Genomic DNA, 23,100 nt, shown 5'->3' with positions numbered 1-23,100 from the left:
TATTTCGGCCAGAGCACTCACGCTTCGCATAAGGGAACGACACCATGTCCTTGGACCCTACCGCAGCCCCACTACAGATCGCTGTTCCCAGCGGCCCGTTGCCGCCTGCGCTGGCGGCCGTACTGACCAGACAGCGTGCCGAAGAACCCAAGTCGCCGGTACGGCTGGTCGAAACCACCGAGCAAGAGCGGCTAGAAGGTCTGGAGGACGGCCGCTATTGTCTCAGCCTCGGTCTGTCCCTTGCGAGCGGTGAGCAGCCCCTCCCACAAGACAGCCTCGCGCTGTGGAAGGACGAATTGGCCGTGGCCGTCCCCTTGCTCTCGCCGCTGCTGGCGTTCCCCGAGATCCCTCTCAAAGACGCTGCAAAGTATCCCCTGATTCTCTGGCATCCGGAATGCTACGGCACCGTGGGTCAGCAGATTGAGGCATTGCTGGCATCGGCGGCGCCCACGCTCCAGGTGGCCGAGCGGGTGCGCTCCTTCGAGCTGATGGCGGTCGTGGTCAGCGCGGGCTACGGCATCGGCTTCGCGGCCCTGTCGCGGATCGTCGCGGCACGCAAGCTGGAGATCGCCATGCGGCCGCTCGCGGGCGGCCCCCATACCATCGTGGCTTACCTGACGCAGCCTCGCGCGCCGCTGCCGGCCCCGGTCAAGCGTCTGGTCGGGCGCTTCCAGGCGCTCGCGGCGCACTAAGCCGAAACGCCTGTCCCGGCTCTACGCCATCGCGTGGGCCAGCTCGACATTGCCTCCCAGCTTGAGACTCAGCACTTCGATCACCTCGTGGAGGTTGGTGCTGGAGACCGCCTCGATCGCCGAGCGACCATCCAGCGACTGGCGCGGCTGAGACAGTTCCCGGTAGAGATCCCACGAATCGACACCCGCCGTCTTCTTCATCACAGACTGCACCAACCGCTGCTTAAGCGGATCGAGTTGCCATTCCGGGATGCGCTGGCCGCGATTGCCCATGCTCAGGGTCAGCAGCTTGCCAGCCTTGATTTCGCGGTTGATCTGGTCGCGGGACTTGCCGGCCAGCCGGGCGAACTGGACCACCGGCAGAATGTGGGGGGCCTCGTAGGTCGAGAGCATTTCCATCCGCGCACGCTGCAGGTCCGAAAGCACTTCCTCGGGTTCAGGCTCCGGCACAGGCTTCAGGGGAATGGAGGACAGGCGATGCAAGGGCATACCCGTCGTGGTCGACAGGATCGACAAAGCTCCCATCGTTTCTGGAACAGCGGCCGCATCGCCTTCACCCAGCGCGGGCATGCCATCGATGCGGATGGTCAGGTGCTGGCTGGCTGCTTCCATTTCGCCTTGCTCCAGCAGATCGAGCCGGTCGGCCCAGTCCTGCATCATCTTGCGGCGGGGCTCCACGAACATCGCATGGTTGTAGGCCGCGCTGACCTGGTTAGGGTCCGAGTGCGACAGTTGCGCATCCACCCAGGTCTTGAGATAGCCAAACTCGTTGAGCGCGGTGGAAATCGTGCCGAGGATGCCGTGGCCGGTGAGCAGGTCCTGGTAGCCCATCCGCTTAAGGGCGCCATTGAGCGTGTTCTCGCTGATGCGCTTTTTCAGGTCACCACGGTGAGACAGCAGATAGCGCTGGGCCGGCTTCATTTCTTCGATCAGGTAACGGAAGATCTCGATGGCTTGGACGGACAGCGGAACGATGTACGGCGGCATGTCCTGCGGACGCTTGCCTTTCTTGCGCATGTCGTTCTGCAACTGCTTGACCACCTCCGGCGGAATGATCCACAAGCCCCGGTCCAGGTCGAACTGGTCAGGCGTCGCCAGCCGGAGTTCCCCGGTACGCACGCCGGTCAGGAACAGCAGCCGGATGCCAAGTTTTGTCGTGACCGCCCCACGGTAGCGGCGAACCTTGTGCAGCAGTTCCGGCAGCTCAGGCAGGCGCAGGAAGGGGTTATGGACGACAGGCGGCTGGGGCACGGCGACCACATCCAGATCCGAGGCCGTGTTGACGTCCAGCCCTTCAACCTTCACCAGAGCGAAACGGTACATCTGGTTGAGCCAGGTACGCACCTTCTCGGCGGTCGTGAGGGCTCCGCGCTGCTCGATTTTGCCCAGCACGTCGAGCAGGTCGGAACGGCGAACGTCGTAGATGGGGGTTTTGCCCAGGCTCGGCAGCACGTCACGCTCGAAGATGCGCTCGATCTGCGACCGGGTGCTGTTGCGCCCCTCCTTGAGTTCCAGCTTGCGGTGCTCGAACCATTGCAGAAACACCGCCTTGAAGGTGTATTCGTCGGCCAGGCGCACCGCCTGACGCCGGTGCTTGCGCTCGACCTTCGGATTGACGCCCTTGACCAGCAGCGCGCGTGCGCCATCTCGCAAGGCTCGCGCTTCGCGCAGGCTCACTTCTGGGTAAGTTCCCAGGGACATGCGTTTTTGCTTGCCGGCCCAAACGTAACGGAAGTGCCACGACCGACCAGCTTGGTCGGTGACTGCGAGAGAGAGGCCGTCGGTGTCGCCGAGGGTGTATTCCTTGCCAGTTGCCTTGGCCTGGCGAACGGCCATGTCTGAGAGTGCCATGTTCAAGCTCCTAACTTGCAGAGTTAGGGCTAGATCCTCGACACGCCTACCGCTCAATCCCAGCAAGAAAGCGGAACCTCACACACCCGTATTTATGGACTAAAAAATGGACTAAAAAGCCCCGGATGTGGGTGGATTCCAGCAGACCTCTCTGGAACGAAAAAAGGACCCGAAGGTCCTGTTTTCAATGACTTACAGACGTTGGTGGACATCTATAGACCATAAATTGGAGCGGGAAACGAGACTCGAACTCGCGACCCCGACCGTGCTCTACCAACTGAGCTATTCCCGCATTGTCTTGATGACGGGCGCTATTCTAGCGTTTCAGAAAGCTGCGTCAAGCCCTTGATTCAAAAACTTATTTTTTTTCTGCCGTAGTCTTGAGGTGCGGCCACGCGGCTCTGAGGTATTGCACCATCGACCACAGGGTCAACCCCGCTGCAACGAGCAGCAATGCGTAGCCGAGAATCACCCAGATCGTGATCGCAGGCGGGTTGCCCAGCAGAATAACCAGCGCGAGCATTTGCGCCGCCGTTTTCCATTTGCCCATATTGGAAACGGCAACCTGCGCACGCGCGCCGATTTCCGCCATCCACTCGCGGAGTGCAGAAATCACGATTTCGCGACCGATGATCACCGCTGCGGGCAGCGTCAGCCACAGATTGGCATGCGCCTGAACCAGCAGCACCAATGCCACGGCCACCATCAGTTTGTCTGCTACCGGGTCGAGAAAGGCGCCAAAAGGCGTACTTTGTTCAAGACGGCGGGCCAGATACCCGTCGAGCCAGTCGGTCGCCGCAGCGAACGCAAAGACTGCACTGGCGGCCATGTAGCTCCAGTGATAAGGCATGTAGAACAGCAAAATGAAGATCGGAATCAATAAAACGCGTAGTACGGTGATCAGATTAGGGATATTCATCGGCACAACTGGCTACGAGGTGAGCGGGCATTCTACTCGCTGTGCAGGTTTGCATAAATCGACTCTGCCAGCTTTTTACTGATTCCGGGTGCTTTTGCGATTTCATCGATGCTGGCACGGGACAATTCCTGTAATCCGCCGAAATGTTTGAGCAGGTCACGACGCCGGGTCGGCCCGACGCCTGCAACGCCTTCAAGGGTCGAGGTGCGCCGGGTCTTGCCGCGCCGCGCGCGGTGACCGGTGATTGCGAAGCGGTGAGCCTCGTCGCGAATCTGCTGAATAAGGTGCAACGCCGGAGAATCGCCGGGCAGCGTGAATTCATGTGCTGCGTCGTTCAAGTAAAGGGTTTCAAAGCCCGCCTTACGCGTGGTGCCCTTGGCGACACCGAGCAGAATCAGATCAGGCACCTGCAATTCATTGAGCACATCACGGGCCATGGACATCTGGCCCTTGCCGCCGTCCACCAGCAGCACATCCGGCAACTTGCCCTCCCCGGCCTTGATGCGGCTGTAACGTCGGGTCAACGCCTGGTGCATGGCGGCATAGTCGTCGCCCGCCGTTACGCCTTCGATATTGAAACGCCGGTAATCGGACTTGATCGGGCCTTCAGGCCCAAACACCACACAGGACGCTACGGTCGCCTCACCACTGGAGTGGCTGATGTCGTAGCATTCGAGGCGCATTGGCGGATCTTCGAGACCGAGCACCTTGGCCAGCGCGTCGAAACGTGATGCGACATGCTGACGGTTGGCCAGACGCGCCGCCAGCGCCTGTTCGGCATTGGTGACTGCCATTTGCTGCCAGCGAGCCCGAGTGCCACGCACCCGATGGCTAATGACCATTTCACGACCGCGAAGCTCCTCGATGGCATCAATCAACGCCGGTNNTGAAGTCATCGTTGACGACGTTAACGATGACTTCGCTGGGCAACTCGCGATCAACGCCGCCGAGAAAATACTGAGCCAGGAAAGCCGACATCACTTCGCCGACCTCCTCTTCTATGCCGACCTGCGGGAAGAAGTTCTTGCTGCCCAGCACCCGCCCGCCCCGCACGCTGATCAGGTGCACGCAGGCACCGCCAGGGTTGACGAACGCGGCGACCACATCGACATCGCCGGTACCGCCGTCCATGCTTTGCTGATCCTGGACTCGGCGCAACAAGGCGACCTGATCGCGCAACTCGGCTGCGCGTTCGAAGTCGAGCGCCATCGCGGCTTTTTCCATGGAGGCGTTCAGTTCGTCACTCAGAGCATTGCTGCGTCCCTCGAGAAACATCACCGAGTGACGTACGTCCTCGGCATACACCTCAGGCTCGACCAGCCCGACACACGGCCCTTTGCAACGTTTGATCTGATATTGCAGGCAAGGACGCGTGCGGTTCTTGAAGTAGCTGTCCTCGCACTGCCGCACCTGAAAGGTCTTCTGCAGCAGGCTAAGGCTCTCGCGAATCGCGCCGGCACTCGGGTAAGGCCCGAAATAACGGCCCTTGGCCTTTTTGGCTCCCCGATGAATACTCAGTCGCGGGTAGTTACCATCGGACAGAAACACATAGGGATAGGACTTATCGTCACGCAGCAAAATGTTGTAGGGCGGCCGCCACTCCTTGATGAGGGTCTGCTCCAGCAACAACGCTTCGGTTTCGTTGCCCGTGATGGTCGTTTCAATCTGGGCGATGCGCGACACCAGCGCTCCGGTCTTGGGCGCGTGTCCGGTTTTGCGAAAATAGCTGGCAAGACGCTTCTTGAGGTTCTTGGCCTTGCCGACGTAAAGCAGTGTGGCTTCGGCGTCGAACATACGGTAGACGCCGGGACGACCGCTACAGGTCGCGAGAAATGCACTTGGATCGAAAGTCTGGGTCATGTTCAGGCGCTGGCATCAACCATGCCGTGACGTACAGCGAGCAAAGCCAGTTCAACATCACTGCTGATCGAGAGCTTTTCAAAGATACGGTATCGGTAGGTATTAACGGTTTTCGGTGACAGGCACAGCTTGTCCGAGATGGTCTGGACTTTCTGGCAGCCGACAATCATCAGGGCAATCTGAATTTCACGCTCGGAAAGCAGATCGAACGGCGAATTGTTGACCTGCGGCTGAAACGACTTCAAGGCCAGCTGCTGGGCAATCTGCGGGCTGATGTAACGCTGACCGGCAAACACCAAGCGAATGGCCTGGACCATTTCGGCAAGCCCCGCACCCTTGGTCATGTAGCCGGCAGCACCTGCCTGCAGCAAACGGGTCGGAAACGGGTCTTCTTCACAGACAGTGACTGCGACGACCTTGATATCAGGGTGGCTGCGCAGCATCTTGCGCGTCGCCTCCAGCCCACCGATGCCCGGCATCTTGACGTCCATGAGTACAACGTCAGGCTTGAGCTCGCGCGCCTTCTTTAGTGATTCCTCGCCGGAATCAGCCTGCCCGACAACCTGCAGACCGTCTATGTCGGCCAGCATGCGTGTGATGCCTGTCCGGACAAGATCATGGTCATCGACAACTAGCACCTTAATCAAGCAGACACCTCGCGCAACGGTCATAACGAATGCCAATCACCATAACAAAAACAATGAGTCAGACCTAGCACTGCGAACTCAGACTCTCGACAACTTGACGGTGGGTGCTTCGAGAACGACGAAAAAAACCCGCAGGCCGCAGGAAAGCAGGCTGGATGTCCGCCTCGCAATGCTTACCCTAAGGAAGCTTTTCAGGAGCGGAAAGCTCGGCAATGGTCGTCGTCAAACGCCTGATCGCATCCTGATCATCTTTGCCCAACACCCGGTAATTACCCAGAATCTTTTCTTCGATCACACTGAGGTTGTCAATCGGCACCGGCGTGCGCGCTCCCGTCAGCACATAGAGCACATCCACACCTTTGGCCGCCACCGCAGCCAGGTAATCGGCCTTGGGCGCGCGATCACCATCTTCATACTTTCCCTGGGCGTTAGCCTCAACTCCCCCTATTTCACCGAAGGTACGCTGAGACATGCTCAGACGCTCTCGTTCTTTATCTCAGCCGACAACCGATTCCACTCATTTGAATCTATTATCCTGTTAAAGCCATCCTAACGAATGTTAGAATCCCGCAAAATTGAATAGATTTGAACGGTTTTGAACTATGCCCGGAATACGCACCGCCGCACAAGCCAAGGCCTGGCTCGAACAACAGGGGAAATCTGTTCAGGAATTCGCTCGGGAAAACAGCATTGATCCGGCGACAACTTACCAGGTGCTGGCGGGCCGCAAGAAAGGCAGGCGCGGTGAAGCGCATAAGGTAGCCGTATTGCTGGGCATGAAGATCGGGACCATCCCGAACATGCAAACCCCGCAGGAAGAAGTAATGGGTGAAGAGTAGCTGATCCTGCCGGAGACTGCAGGCGCAATATGTAGAAGCCTGGCCGCACCATAGCCTGCCGCCAGGTAACTGTCATCAGCCGTTGAGCGGTTTACCCCTCGCCCTCTGGACCACCACGTCAATGCTCGTAGCCATCGATAATCCTGGTGATTGAATTTTCCAATTGAATGCGCCGCCGCTCCTGAAGTAAGCTTCGGAGCAATCAACGGAGACCCACCATGCTGCAATCCACTTCATCACTGCTTCAAGCGGCTACCGGCATTTTCTGCCGTGCATGCGCTGTGGCTGTGCGGGTTGCCTCGGTGAATGCTCCTGTTCAGCTCAACTCTTATTATGGGTATTGGTTTAGCCACTGGCGCGCCTGATACCTATCCGGCGCCCACTTCAAGGGGACGCCAACCAGAGAATTCTCTACCCCCGGTCGGCTTCCCGAANNGGGGTTTTGTTTTTTCAGGGCCAGGTATTTTCAACCCTTCATAAATATCACGCTGCACATTGAGGACTAAGACATGAACTACGCCACTTATTACCGCAACGACATCGACTTCGCCTGGCGATTTAGCCATCTCCGTTCGGGACAGCCTGCCGCCTCCGTTCGGTCACTGCCAGGTGGCAACCACAAACGCCCGGCCAATACGGCCCTTTGTCGAACACCCCAGTAGGTCTGCGCGGTACTGCACCGCCAGCCCAGGAAGCCAGAATATGAATTCGTCCGTTGCCGTAAAACCGTCCGACCTGTCCAGCCATGCCGTTGCTCTGGCAGACAACAGCCCCGCCTCGAAACGCCTGCCCGGCACGCTTGAACTGAAAATGCGCCTGCCACTGAATGCAGCGCTGACCGAACAGGTTGCTGCCCATCGCCGCGCCGTACGCGCCATCCTTGAAGGTGAAGACTCGCGACTGCTCGTTATCGTGGGCCCCTGCTCGATCCATGACCCGCAATCTGCTCGTGAATATGCCGAGCGACTGGCCGGCCTTGCGGCGCAAGTCAGTGATCAGATGCTGCTGGTGATGCGCGCCTACGTCGAAAAACCGCGCACGACAGTGGGCTGGAAAGGCCTGGCGTACGATCCCCATCTGGACGGCAGTGACGATATGGCTGAAGGCCTGGCGCTGTCGCGACAATTGATGCGTGACATGCTGGAAATGGGCCTGCCTATTGCCACCGAGATACTGCAACCCATGGCCGCGGGCTATTTCGATGACCTGCTCAGCTGGGTCGCGATCGGCGCACGTACCACCGAGTCGCAAATCCACCGGGAAATGGCCAGCGGGCTGCCCATGGCAGTCGGCTTCAAGAATGGCACTGACGGTGGCGTCGCGGTGGCCAGCGATGCAATGCGTTCAGCGGCGCATCCGCATCGCCACTTCGGCATGGACAGTCACGGTCATCCGGCAATCATCCAGACGCATGGCAATCCGGACACTCACATTGTGCTGCGCGGCGGCCACAGCGGCCCCAACTACGATGGCCAGAGTGTCGCTCGGGTGCAGGCCAGCCTGACCAAAAACAATATCCCATCGCGAATCATGGTCGATTGCAGCCACGCCAACAGTGGCAAGGACCCGTCACGCCAGCCCCACGTATTTAACGATGTTCTTGAACAGCGCCTGGCCGGCAATACCTCACTGATCGGCATGATGATCGAGAGCCACTTGTTCGACGGCTGCCAGGCATTGGGCGGGACGCTGCAGTACGGCGTTTCGGTCACCGATGGCTGCCTTGGTTGGGAAGGCACCGAACAGCTATTGCGTCGCGCGGTTGACCGTCTGCGTTACAGATAAACAGAGCGAAGGAACTTTGTCGGGAAATACCGTACTGAATCCGGTAGGCTGTTTCTTTTTTTTCACAGGGGATTATTCCCCATGGCTAAAGCCACTGCCCGCCACATCCTTGTTTCGAGCGAAGAAAAATGCAACGAACTCAAGGCTCAGATCGAAGGCGGCGCTGATTTCGCTGAAATCGCCAAGGCCAACTCCAGCTGCCCATCCAGCCGTCAGGGCGGTGATCTGGGTTCGTTCGGTCCAGGCCAGATGGTCAAGGAATTCGACACTGTCGTATTCAGTGCTCCGGTGAACACCGTTCAGGGTCCGGTAAAGACCCAGTTCGGTTACCACCTGCTGGAAGTGACCAGCCGCCAGGACTGATCCTGCTGCGCTGAGTACCAGACGGCTCATCTTCGGATGGGCCGTTTTTGCAGGTGGCCGTTAATACCGTTGCCTGCTCGCAGCGGCTTGGCGAAGCGACCATTTGTCTGTAGAAGATACCGCGACGCAGATGCCTGAGCGCTGCCGGGATTTTCGTCATACCTTGACAGTCAGTTGCCTTTAACCCTGACATTCGCTTGCGAACGTCAGTCAGGATTCGAGTCATGCGTTTTGTTTTTTCATCGTTGCTCGCCTTCACGCTGATCTTCGTTGGCGTTGTTCAATCGCTGTCTGCAGCACCACAACACGCACTGACCGTTTACGGCGAGGCCCCGCGCTACCCTGCCGACTTCAAACATTTCGATTATGTGAACCCGGACGCCCCGAAAGGCGGCAGCATGCGCCGCTCGGCCATTGAAATAGGTCAGTTCGATCACTTGATGCCGTTTACCGACAAAGGTATGGGGGGTTCGCAGATCAATGGCCTGCTCTATGCCCCGCTGGCCATACGCTCTATGGATGAGCCTTATACGGTCTACGGACTTGTCGCCGAGAAAATGGAGCGTGGTGCAGACGGCCTTTCCTTGCGCTTTTACCTCAACCCGAAGGCGCGTTTCGCGGATGGCACCCCGATTACCGCCGACGACGTCAAGTACACCTACGAACTGCTGATGACCCAAGGCAACATGCAATACCGGACCCAGTTTGAGGCGGTCAAAGGCCTGGAAGTCGAATCCCCCTTGCAGATCCGTTTCGAATTCAAGCACAGCGACAGCCGCACCCTGCCCCTGGACCTCGCTTCACTGCCGGTATTCCCCGAACACTGGTGGAAATCCCGCGACTTCGCCAGTGGCGCGGGGTTTGAAGTTCCTCCGGGCAGCGGGCCTTACACCATCAGCCATGTCGACCCGGGGCGCACCATCACGTTTCAACGCGACCCAGGCTGGTGGGGCAAAGACCTGCCGGTCAGCAAAGGCCTGTACAACTTCAACACCTTCAGCATCGAGTATTTCGGCGACATTGACGTGGCACGCACGGTTCTCAAGGGCGGGGCCTACGACTACAACCGCGAGTTTTCAGCGACCGGCTATTCAATTCGCTATGACGGCCCGGCACTCAGTGACGGTCGCTTGCAGAAGGCCCAACTGGCCAAGGGCGCGGTGCAAAGCTCACAGGGCTTCGTATTCAACCTGAGCCGACCGATGTTTCAGGACCGCCGCGTGCGCCAGGCGCTGTCGTTGCTTTGGGACTTCGAATGGACCAACCGGCAGATGATGCGCAACATGTACATTCGCCAGGACAGCTTCTTCTCCAACTCGGAGCTGGCTGCCAGCGAATTGCCTACTACCGCCGAACTGAAAATTCTTGAGCCGCTGCGTGGCAGGGTCCCCGAACAGGTGTTCGACAGCGTGTTCAAGACGCCAAAAACCGATGGCACAGGCTTCATTCGCGACAAGCAACTGCAAGCACTGGCGCTGATGAAAGAGGCTGGCTGGACGCCACAGGGCGACCAACTGGTTAATGCTCAGGGCGAACCCTTCAGCTTTACGTTTCTCAACGCACAGAACGGTTTCGAAAGGATGCTGCTGCCCTACAAACGCACACTGGCACAGATCGGCATTCATTTTGATATTCGTCGCATCGATTCCGCGCAATACCTCAACCGGGTAATGGCCCGCGATTACGACATGATTGTCACCGGCTACCCGGTATCTACCTCGCCCGGGGCCGAGGTGTACAACAGCTTTGGTTCGAAAGTAGCGATGGACCCAGGCTCCAGCAATTACATGGCGCTTCAGGACCCCGCCGTTGACACCTTGATTGAAGGCCTGCTCAAGGCCGACAACAAGCAGGCCATGACCGACTATGCACATTGCCTGGACCGGGTACTACAGTGGAACTACTATTGGATTCCCAACTATTACCCGCCAGGCTCCTCCACCGTCTGGTGGAACCGTTTCGGCATTCCGAAAATCCAGGCCAGCAACAATGAAGCCATCGAAACATGGTGGGAAATCAGCCCGACGCCATTGACCAATGAGCAGTTCGCTGAAAAACGCGGTGCTTCAGCCATGGTTTCGGAGATGCACTGAATGCTCGGCTATATTTTGCGTCGCCTGCTGCTGATCATCCCTACTCTGCTGTGCATTTTGCTGGTCAACTTTTTCATCGTGCAGGCCGCGCCGGGCGGCCCTGTCGAACAGGCTATTGCGCGCTTGCAGGGAATTGGCGGTGCGACCGTGGGCGCCGGTGCGAGCGAATCGGCCGGGGCCGGACACTCCCGAGCGTCCCGAGGACTGGACCCGGTACTGATCAAACAGATCGAACATCAATACGGTTTCGACAAGCCCTTGCATGAGCGGCTCTGGCTGATGCTGAAGAGTTACGCCCGACTGGATTTCGGCAACAGCTTCTTTCGCGGTGCCACGGTGACCGACCTTATTCTGCAAAAAATGCCGGTCTCCATATCATTGGGCCTCTGGGCGACGTTGCTGACATACCTGGTATCCATCCCGCTGGGTATTCGCAAAGCGGTCAAACATGGCAGTCAGTTCGATATCTGGAGCAACACCGCGATCATCATCGGTTACGCCACGCCAGCCTTCCTTTTCGCCATGCTGCTGGTGGTGGTGTTCTGCGGTGGCACGTCACTGAACTGGTTTCCGGTGCGCGGGCTGGTCTCGGACAACTTCGAGCAACTGACCACCGTCGGCAAGATCGCTGACTATTTCTGGCATTTGGTGCTGCCTGTTTCAGCGCTGGTGATCGGCGGTTTTGCCACACTGACCCTGCTGACCAAACATTCCTTTCTCAACGAAATAACCCGTCAGTATGTGACTACCGCCCGCGCCAAGGGTATGAGCGAGCGGCGCGTGCTCTATGGCCATGTGTTTCGCAATGCAATGCTGCTGGTTGTGTCGGGTATTCCGCAGGCGTTCATCAGCGTGTTCTTTGCCGGCTCGCTGCTGATCGAAGTGATCTTCTCGCTGGATGGCCTGGGCCGCATGAGCTATGAAGCGGCCGTTTCGCGGGATTATCCGGTGGTGTTCGGCTCGCTGTTCATCTTTACCGTCTTCGGCCTGCTGATAAAACTGATTGGCGATGTCTGCTACACGCTGGTTGACCCCCGAATCGACTTCAGCGCGAGGAATGCATGATGCGTAGCCTCTCGCCGCTGGCCCGTCGCCGTCTGGAGCGCTTTCGCAGCAATCGCCGGGGCTGGTGGTCGCTGTGGCTGTTCTGCGCGCTGTTTGCCCTGACTCTGGGCGGCGAGCTGATCGCCAATGACAAACCGCTGATGGTCAGTTACCAGCACTCGCTCTACTTTCCGGTGTTCAAGCGCTACACCGAGCAGCAATTTGGCGGCGAACTGCCCTTCCAGCCGGATTACCGCAGTGACTACGTGCGCCAGCTGATTACCAAGGGCGACGGCTGGATGCTGTTTCCGCCAGTCCCGTTCAGTGACGACACACCTAACTATGAGCTGACGACGCCAGCGCCTAGCCCACCCTCTGCAAGCAACTGGCTGGGTACAGACGATCAGGCGCGCGATGTACTGGCTCGGGTGATTTTCGGTGCACGTATTTCAATTCTGTTTGCCCTGGTGCTGACCTTCATCAGTGCCTTGATCGGCATCTCTGCCGGCGCGCTGCAAGGCTATTACGGCGGCTGGGTAGACTTGCTCGGTCAACGTCTGCTGGAGGTCTGGTCCGGCTTGCCGGTGCTGTACCTGCTGATCATCCTGTCAGGCTTCGTCGAACCCGATTTCTGGTGGCTGCTGGGCATCATGGCGCTGTTTTCCTGGCTGACGCTGGTTGATGTCGTGCGCGCCGAGTTCCTCCGTGGGCGCAACCTGGAGTACGTCAAGGCAGCGCGTGCACTGGGCCTGGGGGACCGGAAGATAATCATGCGTCATATCCTGCCCAACGCGATGACTGCGACGCTGAGCTATCTGCCGTTCATCCTCACCGGTGCCATTGCGACCCTGACCGCTCTGGATTTCCTGGGCTTCGGCATGCCAGCGGGCAGCGCTTCACTGGGCGAACTGATCGCCCAGGGCAAGCAGAACCTGCAAGCGCCCTGGCTGGGCCTGACAGCGTTCTTTGCCCTCGCGCTGATCCTGACGCTGCTGGTATTCATAGGCGAGGCGCTGCGTGATGCCTTTGACCCGAGGTCCTGATATGCCGGAAAACCTGATCGAAATTCGCGACCTGAGCGTTGCGTTCAGCGGGCAAAAGGTGGTCAGCAACCTGAGCCTGGACGTACGCCGCGGTGAATGCCTGGCGCTGGTGGGTGAATCCGGCTCCGGCAAGTCCGTCACTGCGCACTCGATCCTGCAACTGCTGCCGCACAACGGTACGCTGACCACTGGCAGCATCACCTACCGGGGTCAACAACTGGTGGGTGCCGACCAGCGCACCCTGCGCGAGCTGCGTGGCAACCGCATTGCCATGATTTTCCAGGAACCGATGACCTCGCTGAACCCGCTGCACAGCGTGGCCCGACAGATAGGCGAGACGCTGCTGCTGCATCGCGGCATCAGTGGCCGTGAAGCGCAGAAACGCATTGTCGAACTGTTGGAAATGGTCGGCATTCAGCAGCCGGAAAAACGCCTGAAAGCCTACCCGCACGAACTGTCCGGAGGCCAACGCCAGCGGGTGATGATTGCCATGGCGCTGGCATGCGAGCCGGAACTGCTGGTTGCCGACGAACCGACCACTGCACTGGACGTCACCGTGCAACGCAAGATCCTCTTGCTGCTCAAGGAGCTGCAGCAGCGCCTGGACATGTCGCTGCTGTTGATCAGTCATGATCTCAATCTGGTTCATAGCGTGGCGCAGCGCGTCTGCGTCATGCGTGCCGGCGAGATTGTCGAGCAGTCCGATTGCAAGTCGCTGTTCAAATCGCCGCAGAATCCTTACAGCCGCCTGCTGCTGGATGCCGAACCTGCGGGCGAGCCGCTGCCACGCGACACGCGGGAAACGGTTCTGCAGGTCGATAACCTGAAAGTCTGGTTCTCCCTGACCGGCGGCATTCTGCGGCGGCACAAGGAGTACCTCAAGGCGGTGGATGACATCAGCCTGAGTATCGAGCGCGGCAAGACCCTCGGCATCGTCGGCGAATCGGGTTCCGGCAAGTCGACACTGGGCCAGGCGATCCTGCGCCTGCTGGAATCACGCGGCGGTATCCGCTTCCGCGGGCAGGCGCTGGACGGCTTGAGCCAGAAACAGATGCGCCCGTGGCGCAAAGAGATGCAAGTGGTCTTTCAAGACCCTTATGGCAGCCTCAGCCCGCGCATGTCAGTGGCGCAGATCATCAGTGAGGGCCTGGAGGTACACAGCCAGTACAACCCGACGAAATGCGATGCAGAGGTCATTCGGGCACTGGAAGAAGTCGGCATCGATCCGCAGAGCCGGCATCGCTACCCCCATGAGTTTTCCGGCGGTCAACGTCAGCGTATCGCCATTGCGCGGGCGCTGGTGCTGAAACCAGCGCTGATTCTGCTCGACGAGCCTACCTCGGCGCTGGACCGCACCGTGCAGAAACAAATCGTCGCACTGCTGCGCGAGCTTCAGGAAAAGCACGGCCTGACGTACCTGTTCATCAGTCATGACCTGGCGGTGGTCAAGGCGCTCGCCAATGATGTCATCGTGGTAAAGGACGGCAAGGTTGTCGAGCGCGGTGCCAGCCACGATGTGTTCGAATCACCGCAGCACCCCTATACACAGGAATTGCTGGCTGCTGCGCGCCCTGAATAATCTGGTCCACAACGAAGCTTCTGCCCGGAGGGCGCAGGAGCTTCACCGATTTACGCCTGCGGCCCCGGCGCGTCGTCATCGACCAGCCCCCACTCGGCGGTACTTGCCGTGCTGCTGCCGATCGGGGCCGGGGGCTGCGTCGTCAGGCTGGCGACTCCGCCTTCACTGAGCAGTTTGAGGCGCAGACGAACGTTGTTCTGCGAGTCGGCATTCTTCAGCGCTTCCTCCTCGCTGATCGCCCCCTCGACGGCCAGATTGAACAACGCCGTGTCGAAGGTCTGCATACCGAGGCTGCCGGATTTCTCCATGATGCCCTTGAGTTCGGTCAGTTCATTGCGCTGAATCAGGTCGCGAATGGTCGGCGTGCCCATCATCACCTCCACCGCTGCGCGACGTTTGCCGTCCGGGGTTCTAACCAGCCGCTGGGACACGAACGCCTTGAGGTTATTGCCCAGGTCATGCAGCAACTGCGCACGACGCTCTTCCGGGAAGAAGTTGATGATCCGGTCCAGCGCCTGATTGGCGTTGTTGGCATGCAGGGTCGAGATCGCCAGGTGGCCGGTGTCGGCAAACGCCAGAGCATGCTCCATGGTCTCGCGATCACGAATTTCGCCGATCAGAATCACATCCGGAGCCTGACGTAACGTGTTCTTCAGCGCTGCGCGGAAGCTTCGGGTATCGACCCCCACCTCGCGCTGGTTGACGATGGACTTCTTGTGCCGATGGATAAATTCGACCGGGTCTTCAATGGTGATGATATGGCCGCTGGCGTTGCGATTGCGGTAATCGATCAGCGCCGCCAGCGAGGTCGATTTGCCCGAACCGGTGGCACCGACGAACAACACCAGCCCGTGCTTTTCCATGATCACATCGAGCAGTACGGGCGGCAGGAACAGGTCCTCGAAACGCGGAATATCCAGCTTGATATTCCGCGCGACGATCGACACCTCGTTACGCTGCATGAAGATATTGATCCGGAACCGGCCGATGCCCGCCAGCGAAACAGCAAGGTTCATCTCCAGTTCGCGCAGGAATTCGAGCTTCTGCTCCTCGTCCATCAGCCCCTGGGCAATCACCGCCACCTCGCCCGGTTTGAGGGTTTCACTGCCCAGCGGCTTGAGCACGCCGTTGAACTTGGCGCACGGAGGCGCTCCGGTGGAAAGATACAGGTCCGATCCGTCCTGACTGGCCAGAATCTTCAACAGCGCCGGAAAATCCATAATCAATACCGTACAAAATGAAGTAAAAAGACGACGACCGTCATGACGGCACGCGTGACGCGCGGGCGTCGCTCAGCAAGAGCAGGCATAATGGCAGCCTTTTGCAGCAGGTGATATTGCGACATGAAAGCCCAAGCCCGCCATATTCTGGTGAAAATCGCCGAAGAGGCCGAACAGCTCAAGCTGCGCATTGCCAAGGGTGAGGCGTTTGACGTGCTGGCTAAAAAGCATTCTAGCTGCCCATCCGGCAAACGTGGCGGTGATCTGGGCGAAGTCAGGCTTGGGCAAATGGTCGGTGCCATCGATCAGGTGATCTTCAAGAAGCCGCTACGCGTGGTGCACGGCCCGATCAAAAGCAAATTCGGTTATCACCTGGTGCAGGTCTTCTATCGCGACTGAGCCACAGGTCAAAAGCTGAAAAACCCCGAACCGGTTGAGGTTCAAGGTTTTTCGGGCCTTGACGAAAGCAGTGATTACTTCGGCGAAATCGCCCCGTCCACCAGCACTTGAGCTTCTGCTACCAAGCGCTTGAGGTGATCTTCGCTGACAAAACTCTCGGCGTAGATCTTGTAGATGTCCTCGGTGCCTGAAGGGCGTGCCGCAAACCAGCCGTTTTCGGTCATGACTTTCACGCCACCGAACGCCTGATCATTTCCCGGTGCGTTGCTGAGTACCTTCTGAATCGGCTCACCCGCCAGCTCGGTGGAAGTCACCTGCTCTGGCGACAGCTTGCTCAGCAGCGCCTTCTGCTGCGGGTTGGCCTTGGCGTCGACGCGGGTCGAGAACGGCTCGCCCAGCTCGTCGGTCATGGTCTTGTACGTTTCGCTTGGGTCACGACCGGTACGGGCAGTGATTTCCGCAGCCAGCAAGGCCGGAATCAGACCGTCCTTGTCAGTGGTCCAGACAGTACCGTCGCGGCGCAGGAACGAGGCGCCGGCGCTTTCTTCACCGCCAAAGCCCAACGAACCCTCGAACAGGCCCTGCGCGAAATACTTGAAGCCGACCGGCACTTCGTACAGGCGTCGACCCAGGCGCGCAGCCACACGATCAATCATGCCGCTGCTGACCACAGTCTTGCCGACTGCCGCATCGGCGCGCCACTCAGGACGGTTCTGGAACAGGTAGTCGATGGATACCGCCAAGTAGCTGTTGGGCGTCATCAGGCCACCGCTCGGGGTCACGATGCCGTGGCGGTCGTGATCCGGGTCACAGGCAAATGCCACTTGATAACGGTCCTTGAGACCGATCAGGCTCTGCATGGCATGGCTGGAAGACGGGTCCATACGAATCTGGCCGTCCCAGTCAACGGTCATGAAACGGAACGTAGGATCGACAAACTTATTGACCACATCCAGGTTCAGGCCGTAATGCTCGCCAATCGCCGACCAGTAGTTCACCCCGGCCCCACCCAGCGGGTCGACACCGAGACGCAGACCCGAATCGCGAATAGCGTCCAGATCAATGACGTTCTTCAGGTCGGCTACGTAAGTGTTGACGTAGTCATGGCGGTGAGTGGTGTCGGCACGCAGTGCTTTTTCATGGCTGATGCGTGAAACGCCAGTGACTTTCTCGGCCAGCAGTTCGTTGGCCTTGTTCTCGATCCACTTGGTGATATCACTGTCAGCCGGGCCGCCATTGGGCGGGTTGTACTTGAAGCCACCGCTTTGCGGCGGGTTGTGCGACGGCGTGATGACGATGCCATCAGCCAGCCCCGAAGTACGGCCACGGTTGTAACAGATAATGGCGTGAGACACCGCAGGGGTTGGCGTGTATTCATCGCCTTGCGAGATCATCACCTCAACGCCGTTGGCGGCCAGCACTTCAAGAGCGGTGGCAGCGGCTGGCGTGGACAACGCATGAGTATCAGCCCCAAGGAACAAAGGGCCGTCGATACCATTTGCCTTTCGGTACAGGCAGATCGCCTGGCTGATAGCCAACACGTGCCATTCGTTGAAGCCCAGATCGAACGACGTGCCACGGTGTCCGGAAGTGCCGAACGCAACGCGTTGAGTAGGTACCGATGCATCAGGTTGACCGGTGTAGTAAGCCGTGACCAGTCTCGGAATATCGACCAGTAACTGCGCAGGTGCCAGCTTGCCGGCGAAAGGACTGAGACTCATACAACCTCCACTAAGAAATGAAATACAGAGAAAAAATAAAGACTTGCTGCAGGTAAAAACATAATCGATGCGGCAGTTTACTGGCAGTTCGACAGCGCTGCTTGAGTATCGATCCCTAAGCCGTTGACGTTTCAGGCCGCCACCACGCCGGAAACAGCTGCCTGACCTTGTGCTCGGCAAAACGATCGTCGATCAGCATCACCACGCCACGATCACTCTGGCTGCGGATCACCCGTCCAGCGGCCTGCACCACCTTTTGCACGCCGGGGTAAAGATAGGTGTAGTCGTAGCCAGCACCGAACAATGCGGCCATGCGCTGCTTGAACTGCTCGTTGACCGGGTTGAGCTGCGGCAGCCCCAGCGTGGCGATGAACGCGCCGATCAACCGTGCGCCCGGCAAGTCGATGCCCTCACCAAAGGCACCGCCCAGTACGGCAAAACCGATGCCCTGACTGCTCAGGGTAAAGCGGTCGAGAAACGCGTGACGCTCACTCTCGCCCATGCCCCGCGCCTGCTGCCAGAGGGTGATGTGCGGATGAGTCTGCGCCATCAGTTCAGCCACTTGTTGCAGGTAATCAAAACTGCTGAAAAACGCCAGGTAGTTACCTGGCCGCGCTTCGAACTGCTCCGCCATCAGCTCGACAATCGGTGCCAGCGAGGCCTGACGATGAGTGAAACGGGTGGAAATGCGGCTGACAATCCGCACGTCGAGTTGGTCGTGATTAAACGGTGATTCCACATCGATCCACGCTGTGTTGACCGGCAGCCCGAGCAGGTCCGCATAGTAATGCCGCGGGTTGAGCGTTGCGGAAAACAGCACGGTGCTGCGCGCAGCGGTCAGGCGCGGACGGATGAAGCGTGCTGGAACCACGTTACGCAGGCTGAGGCGCGACAGGATGCGCTTGCCGCCCGCCTCGCGCCGGGTGATGTCGAATATGAAATGCTCGTCGAACAGCTCGGCGATGCGTGCAAAGCCGATGGCTTCCAGATAGAAACCCTGCAACGTGCCATCCACTGCCTGCGGGTGCTCGTTGAAATGATCACCGATGGTCGAGATGCACTGGTTCAGGCTGCCGATGAGTTTTTCCGGTGCTGCCGAGTACGCCTGATAGGCAGCGGGCTGCACTTTGTGCAGCGCATTCCATTGCCGGTCGAGACGCTGCAAGGCTTTTTTAACGGGTTCGGGCGACGTCTGGATCAGGGCTTTCAACTGGCTCTGATCAAGACTGGCGCTGTACATCTGCCGGGCCCGCTCGACCATGTTGTGCGCTTCGTCGACCAGCACCGCCACGCGCCACTGATTGAGCTGGCCGAGGCCGAACAGCAGCGCACTGAGGTCGAAGTAATAATTGTAATCAGCGATTACTACATCAGCCCAGCGTGCCAGTTCCTGGCTGAGGTAATACGGACAGACCTGATGCCGCAATGCGGCCTCGCGCACGCTGGCCTGATTCAGCCAGGGCGACTCAAGTGCAGCGGCGCGGGCCGCTGGCAGACGATCGTAAAAGCCATTGGCCAGTGGACAGGAATCTCCGTTACAAGCCTTGTCCAGATGCTCGCAGGCCTTGTCCCGCGCCACCAGTTCCAGCACCCGCAGCTTTAGCTCCGGCGCACTGTGATTGATGACCTCAAGCGCATCCAGCGCCAACCGACGCCCGGGAGTCTTGGCGGTGAGAAAGAAAATCTTGTCGAGCTGCTGACCGGGCGCCGCCTTGAGCAATGGAAACAGCGTGCCCACCGTCTTGCCGATGCCCGTGGGTGCCTGAGCCATCAGACAACAGCCGGTGCTCACCGCCTTGTACACCGACTCGGCCAGCACCCGTTGCCCGGTACGAAAGGACGCATGAGGGAACTTCAGGCTGCCCAGCATCTTTTGCAGCGCCTGCGTATGCGCCATTTGCTGCTGCGCCCAGCCGAGGAATATCGTGCACTGTTGCTCGAAGAACTGTTGCAGCGTCGTTGCACTGAATGACTCGCGAATCAGGGCTTCCTGCTCGCTGACAATGTTGAAATACACCAGTGCCAGCGTCACTTGCTCCAGTTGCAGACGCTGGCAAAGCAGCCAACCGTAGACCTTCACCTGTGCCCAGTGCAATCGACGATGGTTGGCGGGCATCGCATCCAGCTCGCCGCGATAGGTCTTCACTTCTTCCAATTGATTGCGACCGGCGTCGTACCCGTCCGCCCTGCCCCTTACCGTCAGCTCGCGATAGTCACCACTCAATGAGAGCTCGGCCTGGTAGTCAGCACCACGACGCGACGCGACCGTGCGGTGTCCGGCAATCCCTTCCTGAGCCGTTGGCGATGGTGTGAAGCGCAGGTCAAGATCGCCGACCTTGGCGGTGAACTCGCACAGTGCGCGCACGGCCACGACATAACGTGCAGGCGATTCGCTGATGAGGGCTGGCTCGGAGTCGGGTTTTACAGGGGCGGTCGGGGTCACTGCGCTGGGAAGCCGTAGGTTGTGAATACTGGACAGGCGTCCAGTTAACAGCCTTGAATCACGTCTGGCAAACATAAATGGATCGACGGCCTGCGATGTAAGTGTCTAGGGCAGACGCGCCTGTGCTAACGCTTCTCCCAACGCGCCCAGGCGCGCGGCCGGATCCTGACTCCAGTCGATGGCGTAGCTGACCCATAAATGCTGCCCATAGCGGTTTTGCAGGCTGAACAGTTCGCCGGGAGTAATGACGATGCGCTGGGCCAGCAGCCTGTCGAAGACCTGGCGCATGTCTACGGGATGCATGCTCTCGGCCCAGACGCCGCAGCCGCCCTCGGGTACCTGATAACGCAACGCTCCGCCCGTCTGTTCATCCAGTTGTTGTGTCATCGACTGCATGCGTCTGACCAGCGTTTCTCGCAACGCCACCAGTTGCCTGTCCAGACGCCCACTGCTGCACAATCTGGCAATCGCCCGCTGACGAATCGGAGGCAGTTCGAATGCTCGCAGCCAGAAATATTGCTGCCAGCGCACCTCAAGGGTTTTGCACAGCAGATAGCCGTAAGGGGCTTCAGGCCCAAGACTCTTGTCAAATGCGCCGATAATCACCAGACGCTGCGGGTCAACCCAGTGGCGCAAAGGGACCTGCTCGTGAGCAAATTGCACACCCGCATGGCTGTCATTTTCCAGCACCCAGACCTGGTGGCGATTTAACGCTTGCGCAACGGCCTCGCTGTTACCCGGAGGGCGCATGCTGCCTCGCACCGGGTTCAGTAAAGAAGGCAACACGGCAAGCCCGATATCATTGTCGCGCAACAGGTTATCGAGTCGCGCAGGATCAAGGCTGCCGGTCTCGTGCAGTGGCAGCTCGATAACGCGAATGTCGAACGATTGCAGCAAGCGCAGCAACGCCCAGGCGCAGGGCGACTCCACCAACACCACAGTGCCACGCAGCCCCAACGTTTCGATAACGGCCTTGAACGCCCCATGCAGGTCTGGGGCGATATAGACATTGTCAGCGTGCCAGCAGTGTTCTGCATCACGGGTGTAGCGGGCTGCCAACGCGGTGCGCAGCTCTGGCTCGCCGAGCGGCTGAAAACCTGGCTCCCGCAGGCGCGGATAATGCCGAGTCAGTTCTCGCTCCATTGCCGGTAGCGGACTTTCCTGTGCATGCAGAAGGGTCGGTTCATCGCAACCCAGCAGCGACATGCCCGGACGACTGGCGTTATCGCACAGTACGTGTAACAGATCGCCATCGCTGTCAGAACATGCCCGCCCCGCCCTGTTCCCGCTGCACGGTGCCGAGTAATAGCCGGACTTGGGAAGCGAATAAACGCGCCCTTCCTTCTCCAGCAGCGAATAGGCACTTTGCACCGTGGATATCGATACGCTCAGTCGCTGTGCCAGCTGTCGCAGTGACGGCATCTTCAGCGCCAGCTCGCCTTGCTGCTGGTCGACCAGCCGCACGAGGTAGCGGTAAACCGCCTGATAGGCGAAATCCGTGTTGTTTTTCATCCAGGTATCCGCCGCTCAGCCAGACCAGGCTTTAGAAAGTCGCGACATGACTGATGCCGGTTGCCGACAGCAGCCATGATCCGAAACCGGTTCAGCGCCCGGAAAGCATCTCGACCACTGCCTGACCGGTCGCCGGGTCAACGGTCATGATTCGGCGTTTGTCAGGATCGGCAGCGCGAATTCTGGCGATGATCGAATGCGGGTCATCGAAGTTCACCCGTTGTTTGCCGTAAAGGTTTTGCAGCGATTGGAGGCTCAGACCGCTGATATCCACCAGCCACTGCATCACTTGATCCGGGGCCGTCGAGCCCGAGAGCACCTTGTGCAGATCCGGCAGTGCCACCAGCATGCCGGGATGGCAGCGGCGCAGAAATGATTCAAGGCCATCGCCCTGATTGACGAATGGCGAGAACAGCATGCAGACCAGTTGAGTCTCGTTCAGGCCAAACCCCTCCTGAGCGAAGCCTGAGGCCAGCTCGCGACGCGTCTCGATTCGCGCCCGCCCGGCATAAGCGCTGAGCGCCTGATCAATCAATCGTGGCGGCATCTGCTTTCTGCGCATCAGCGATGTTGCCAGCTCAAGGTATTCGGCTATCCCGTCGGCATAATTTCGCTCTTGCAGGTACTGCGCAGTCAGGCCCCGCATATGAGCCATCAGCAAAGGGTTGGCGCAATCGGACTCACTGAAGCTGAACGACAGATCATCGAAGCGGAAATCAAGGAATTCAGTCAGCAGGTTCCAGTGCTCGTCTGCCTTGCAACTGACCAGATCGGCGATGGTGATAAAGGCTGGCGCGTTGGCTTTTTCAGGGACCGCTATGGATCGGTTTGCCCGCGGGCTGTCTTCGCCGTCCCCGTACAGTTCGTGGTAATACGCCTGGCCGATCGTGTCGATGACCTTGAGTACGCCAGTCAGCGTCTGGTTGCCCCAACTGCCCGTGTATTGCCCGGTGCGCTGGGCCAGACGCATGATCCACGTCGCGTACTGCCGCTGCTCCCTGCGTGAATCGCCGCTGACCACAGCATCGACACCGTTACCCCAGCTCAACGCGCGCCCCAGAAATTCCGCCAGCTGAACCGCCCCGGGTTT

General features: G+C 59.1%; 18 protein-coding genes, 1 tRNA gene and 1 pseudogene. 9 read left to right on the top strand and 11 right to left on the bottom strand.

Annotated elements, in window-relative coordinates; genetic code table 11:
• Nucleotides 1–44 precede the first annotated feature (44 nt).
• Nucleotides 45–692: a LysR family transcriptional regulator substrate-binding protein gene (locus tag ALO64_RS03725; protein ID WP_044344343.1), complete on the top strand. Its 648-nt coding sequence runs from the start codon at nt 45–47 to the stop codon at nt 690–692.
• A gap of 21 nt (nt 693–713) precedes the next feature.
• On the opposite strand, the gene ALO64_RS03720 is transcribed toward ALO64_RS03725, so the two are convergent.
• The 6 genes and pseudogenes from ALO64_RS03720 to ALO64_RS03695 form a co-directional block, all read right to left on the bottom strand.
• A complete protein-coding gene (locus tag ALO64_RS03720; RefSeq protein ID WP_044344342.1) occupies nt 714–2,543 on the bottom strand; it encodes a tyrosine-type recombinase/integrase in 1,830 nt (609 codons plus the stop codon).
• 227 nt (nt 2,544–2,770) lie between these two features.
• A tRNA-OTHER gene (locus ALO64_RS03715) sits at nt 2,771–2,835 on the bottom strand.
• Nucleotides 2,836–2,901: 66 nt separating this feature from the next.
• Nucleotides 2,902–3,462 carry a CDP-diacylglycerol--glycerol-3-phosphate 3-phosphatidyltransferase gene (gene pgsA / locus ALO64_RS03710; protein ID WP_002553346.1) on the bottom strand — a complete coding sequence of 187 codons (561 nt, stop codon included), beginning with the start codon at nt 3,460–3,462 and terminating at the stop codon, nt 2,902–2,904.
• A 32-nt stretch (nt 3,463–3,494) separates the two neighbouring features.
• A pseudogene (uvrC, locus tag ALO64_RS03705) lies at nt 3,495–5,322 on the bottom strand (excinuclease ABC subunit UvrC).
• A gap of 2 nt (nt 5,323–5,324) precedes the next feature.
• Entirely contained in the window at nt 5,325–5,969 is a 645-nt protein-coding gene (gacA, locus tag ALO64_RS03700) for a response regulator transcription factor GacA (RefSeq protein ID WP_002553344.1), read from the bottom strand.
• Between the two features lie 178 nt (nt 5,970–6,147).
• Nucleotides 6,148–6,441: a helix-turn-helix domain-containing protein gene (locus ALO64_RS03695; protein WP_044344341.1), complete on the bottom strand. Its 294-nt coding sequence runs from the start codon at nt 6,439–6,441 to the stop codon at nt 6,148–6,150.
• A 130-nt stretch (nt 6,442–6,571) separates the two neighbouring features.
• On the opposite strand from ALO64_RS03695, the gene ALO64_RS03690 reads away from it, so the two are divergent.
• The 7 genes from ALO64_RS03690 to ALO64_RS03660 all read left to right on the top strand — a co-directional run bounded on the left by ALO64_RS03690 (nt 6,572) and on the right by ALO64_RS03660 (nt 14,715).
• Entirely contained in the window at nt 6,572–6,808 is a 237-nt protein-coding gene (locus ALO64_RS03690) for a DNA-binding protein (RefSeq protein WP_002553342.1), read from the top strand.
• A gap of 702 nt (nt 6,809–7,510) precedes the next feature.
• Entirely contained in the window at nt 7,511–8,593 is a 1,083-nt protein-coding gene (locus ALO64_RS03685; RefSeq protein WP_044344340.1) for a 3-deoxy-7-phosphoheptulonate synthase, read from the top strand.
• 81 nt (nt 8,594–8,674) lie between these two features.
• Nucleotides 8,675–8,956 carry a peptidylprolyl isomerase gene (locus tag ALO64_RS03680; protein ID WP_002553340.1) on the top strand — a complete coding sequence of 94 codons (282 nt, stop codon included), beginning with the start codon at nt 8,675–8,677 and terminating at the stop codon, nt 8,954–8,956.
• A 224-nt stretch (nt 8,957–9,180) separates the two neighbouring features.
• A complete protein-coding gene (locus ALO64_RS03675) occupies nt 9,181–11,049 on the top strand; it encodes an extracellular solute-binding protein (RefSeq protein ID WP_044344339.1) in 1,869 nt (622 codons plus the stop codon).
• Complete coding sequence (locus ALO64_RS03670; RefSeq protein WP_044344338.1) at nt 11,050–12,114, top strand: microcin C ABC transporter permease YejB; 1,065 nt, start codon at nt 11,050–11,052, stop codon at nt 12,112–12,114.
• Nucleotides 12,114–13,136: an ABC transporter permease gene (locus tag ALO64_RS03665; RefSeq protein ID WP_044344337.1), complete on the top strand. Its 1,023-nt coding sequence runs from the start codon at nt 12,114–12,116 to the stop codon at nt 13,134–13,136. The genes ALO64_RS03670 and ALO64_RS03665 overlap by 1 nt, the downstream gene beginning before the upstream one ends.
• Before the next feature lies 1 nt (nt 13,137).
• Nucleotides 13,138–14,715 carry an ABC transporter ATP-binding protein gene (locus ALO64_RS03660; protein ID WP_044344336.1) on the top strand — a complete coding sequence of 526 codons (1,578 nt, stop codon included), beginning with the start codon at nt 13,138–13,140 and terminating at the stop codon, nt 14,713–14,715.
• Nucleotides 14,716–14,765: 50 nt separating this feature from the next.
• Here ALO64_RS03660 and ALO64_RS03655 read toward each other — a convergent pair whose 3' ends face one another.
• The gene (locus ALO64_RS03655) at nt 14,766–15,935 is read right to left on the bottom strand and encodes a PilT/PilU family type 4a pilus ATPase (RefSeq protein WP_054991660.1); all 1,170 of its coding nucleotides are present in this window, start codon (nt 15,933–15,935) and stop codon (nt 14,766–14,768) included.
• 123 nt (nt 15,936–16,058) lie between these two features.
• On the opposite strand from ALO64_RS03655, the gene ALO64_RS03650 reads away from it, so the two are divergent.
• Complete coding sequence (locus ALO64_RS03650) at nt 16,059–16,334, top strand: peptidylprolyl isomerase (protein ID WP_044344334.1); 276 nt, start codon at nt 16,059–16,061, stop codon at nt 16,332–16,334.
• 74 nt (nt 16,335–16,408) lie between these two features.
• On the opposite strand, the gene pgm is transcribed toward ALO64_RS03650, so the two are convergent.
• The 4 genes from pgm to ALO64_RS03630 form a co-directional block, all read right to left on the bottom strand.
• Nucleotides 16,409–18,055 carry a phosphoglucomutase (alpha-D-glucose-1,6-bisphosphate-dependent) gene (pgm, locus tag ALO64_RS03645; protein WP_031594726.1) on the bottom strand — a complete coding sequence of 549 codons (1,647 nt, stop codon included), beginning with the start codon at nt 18,053–18,055 and terminating at the stop codon, nt 16,409–16,411.
• A gap of 115 nt (nt 18,056–18,170) precedes the next feature.
• Nucleotides 18,171–20,498, bottom strand: coding sequence for an ATP-dependent DNA helicase (locus tag ALO64_RS03640; protein WP_044344333.1), 2,328 nt, complete (start codon nt 20,496–20,498; stop codon nt 18,171–18,173).
• A 105-nt stretch (nt 20,499–20,603) separates the two neighbouring features.
• Nucleotides 20,604–22,010, bottom strand: a complete 1,407-nt coding sequence (locus ALO64_RS03635; RefSeq protein ID WP_044344332.1) for an aminotransferase-like domain-containing protein — start codon at nt 22,008–22,010, stop codon at nt 20,604–20,606.
• A 91-nt stretch (nt 22,011–22,101) separates the two neighbouring features.
• A partial coding sequence (locus ALO64_RS03630; protein WP_054991659.1) for a hypothetical protein occupies nt 22,102–23,100 on the bottom strand: 999 nt, incomplete at its 5' end.

Source organism: Pseudomonas meliae (assembly GCF_001400515.1).
Lineage (GTDB): Bacteria > Pseudomonadota > Gammaproteobacteria > Pseudomonadales > Pseudomonadaceae > Aquipseudomonas > Aquipseudomonas amygdali.
Note: the sequence above shows the minus strand (reverse complement) of the source record. Positions and strands in the feature narration are given on the sequence as shown.

Bases quoted from the DNA above. Each gene is read 5' to 3' on its own strand.
- pgm (WP_031594726.1), bottom strand. From the start codon at position 18,055: ATGAGTCTCAGTCCTTTCGCCGGCAAGCTGGCACCTGCGCAGTTACTG.
- ALO64_RS03650 (WP_044344334.1), top strand. From the start codon at position 16,059: ATGAAAGCCCAAGCCCGCCATATTCTGGTGAAAATCGCCGAAGAGGCC.
- ALO64_RS03680 (WP_002553340.1), top strand. From the start codon at position 8,675: ATGGCTAAAGCCACTGCCCGCCACATCCTTGTTTCGAGCGAAGAAAAA.
- ALO64_RS03670 (WP_044344338.1), top strand. From the start codon at position 11,050: ATGCTCGGCTATATTTTGCGTCGCCTGCTGCTGATCATCCCTACTCTG.
- ALO64_RS03720 (WP_044344342.1), bottom strand. From the start codon at position 2,543: ATGGCACTCTCAGACATGGCCGTTCGCCAGGCCAAGGCAACTGGCAAG.
- ALO64_RS03655 (WP_054991660.1), bottom strand. From the start codon at position 15,935: ATGGATTTTCCGGCGCTGTTGAAGATTCTGGCCAGTCAGGACGGATCG.
- ALO64_RS03675 (WP_044344339.1), top strand. From the start codon at position 9,181: ATGCGTTTTGTTTTTTCATCGTTGCTCGCCTTCACGCTGATCTTCGTT.
- pgsA (WP_002553346.1), bottom strand. From the start codon at position 3,462: ATGAATATCCCTAATCTGATCACCGTACTACGCGTTTTATTGATTCCG.
- ALO64_RS03665 (WP_044344337.1), top strand. From the start codon at position 12,114: ATGCGTAGCCTCTCGCCGCTGGCCCGTCGCCGTCTGGAGCGCTTTCGC.
- ALO64_RS03660 (WP_044344336.1), top strand. From the start codon at position 13,138: ATGCCGGAAAACCTGATCGAAATTCGCGACCTGAGCGTTGCGTTCAGC.
- ALO64_RS03685 (WP_044344340.1), top strand. From the start codon at position 7,511: ATGAATTCGTCCGTTGCCGTAAAACCGTCCGACCTGTCCAGCCATGCC.
- ALO64_RS03635 (WP_044344332.1), bottom strand. From the start codon at position 22,010: ATGAAAAACAACACGGATTTCGCCTATCAGGCGGTTTACCGCTACCTC.
- ALO64_RS03690 (WP_002553342.1), top strand. From the start codon at position 6,572: ATGCCCGGAATACGCACCGCCGCACAAGCCAAGGCCTGGCTCGAACAA.
- ALO64_RS03695 (WP_044344341.1), bottom strand. From the start codon at position 6,441: ATGTCTCAGCGTACCTTCGGTGAAATAGGGGGAGTTGAGGCTAACGCC.
- ALO64_RS03725 (WP_044344343.1), top strand. From the start codon at position 45: ATGTCCTTGGACCCTACCGCAGCCCCACTACAGATCGCTGTTCCCAGC.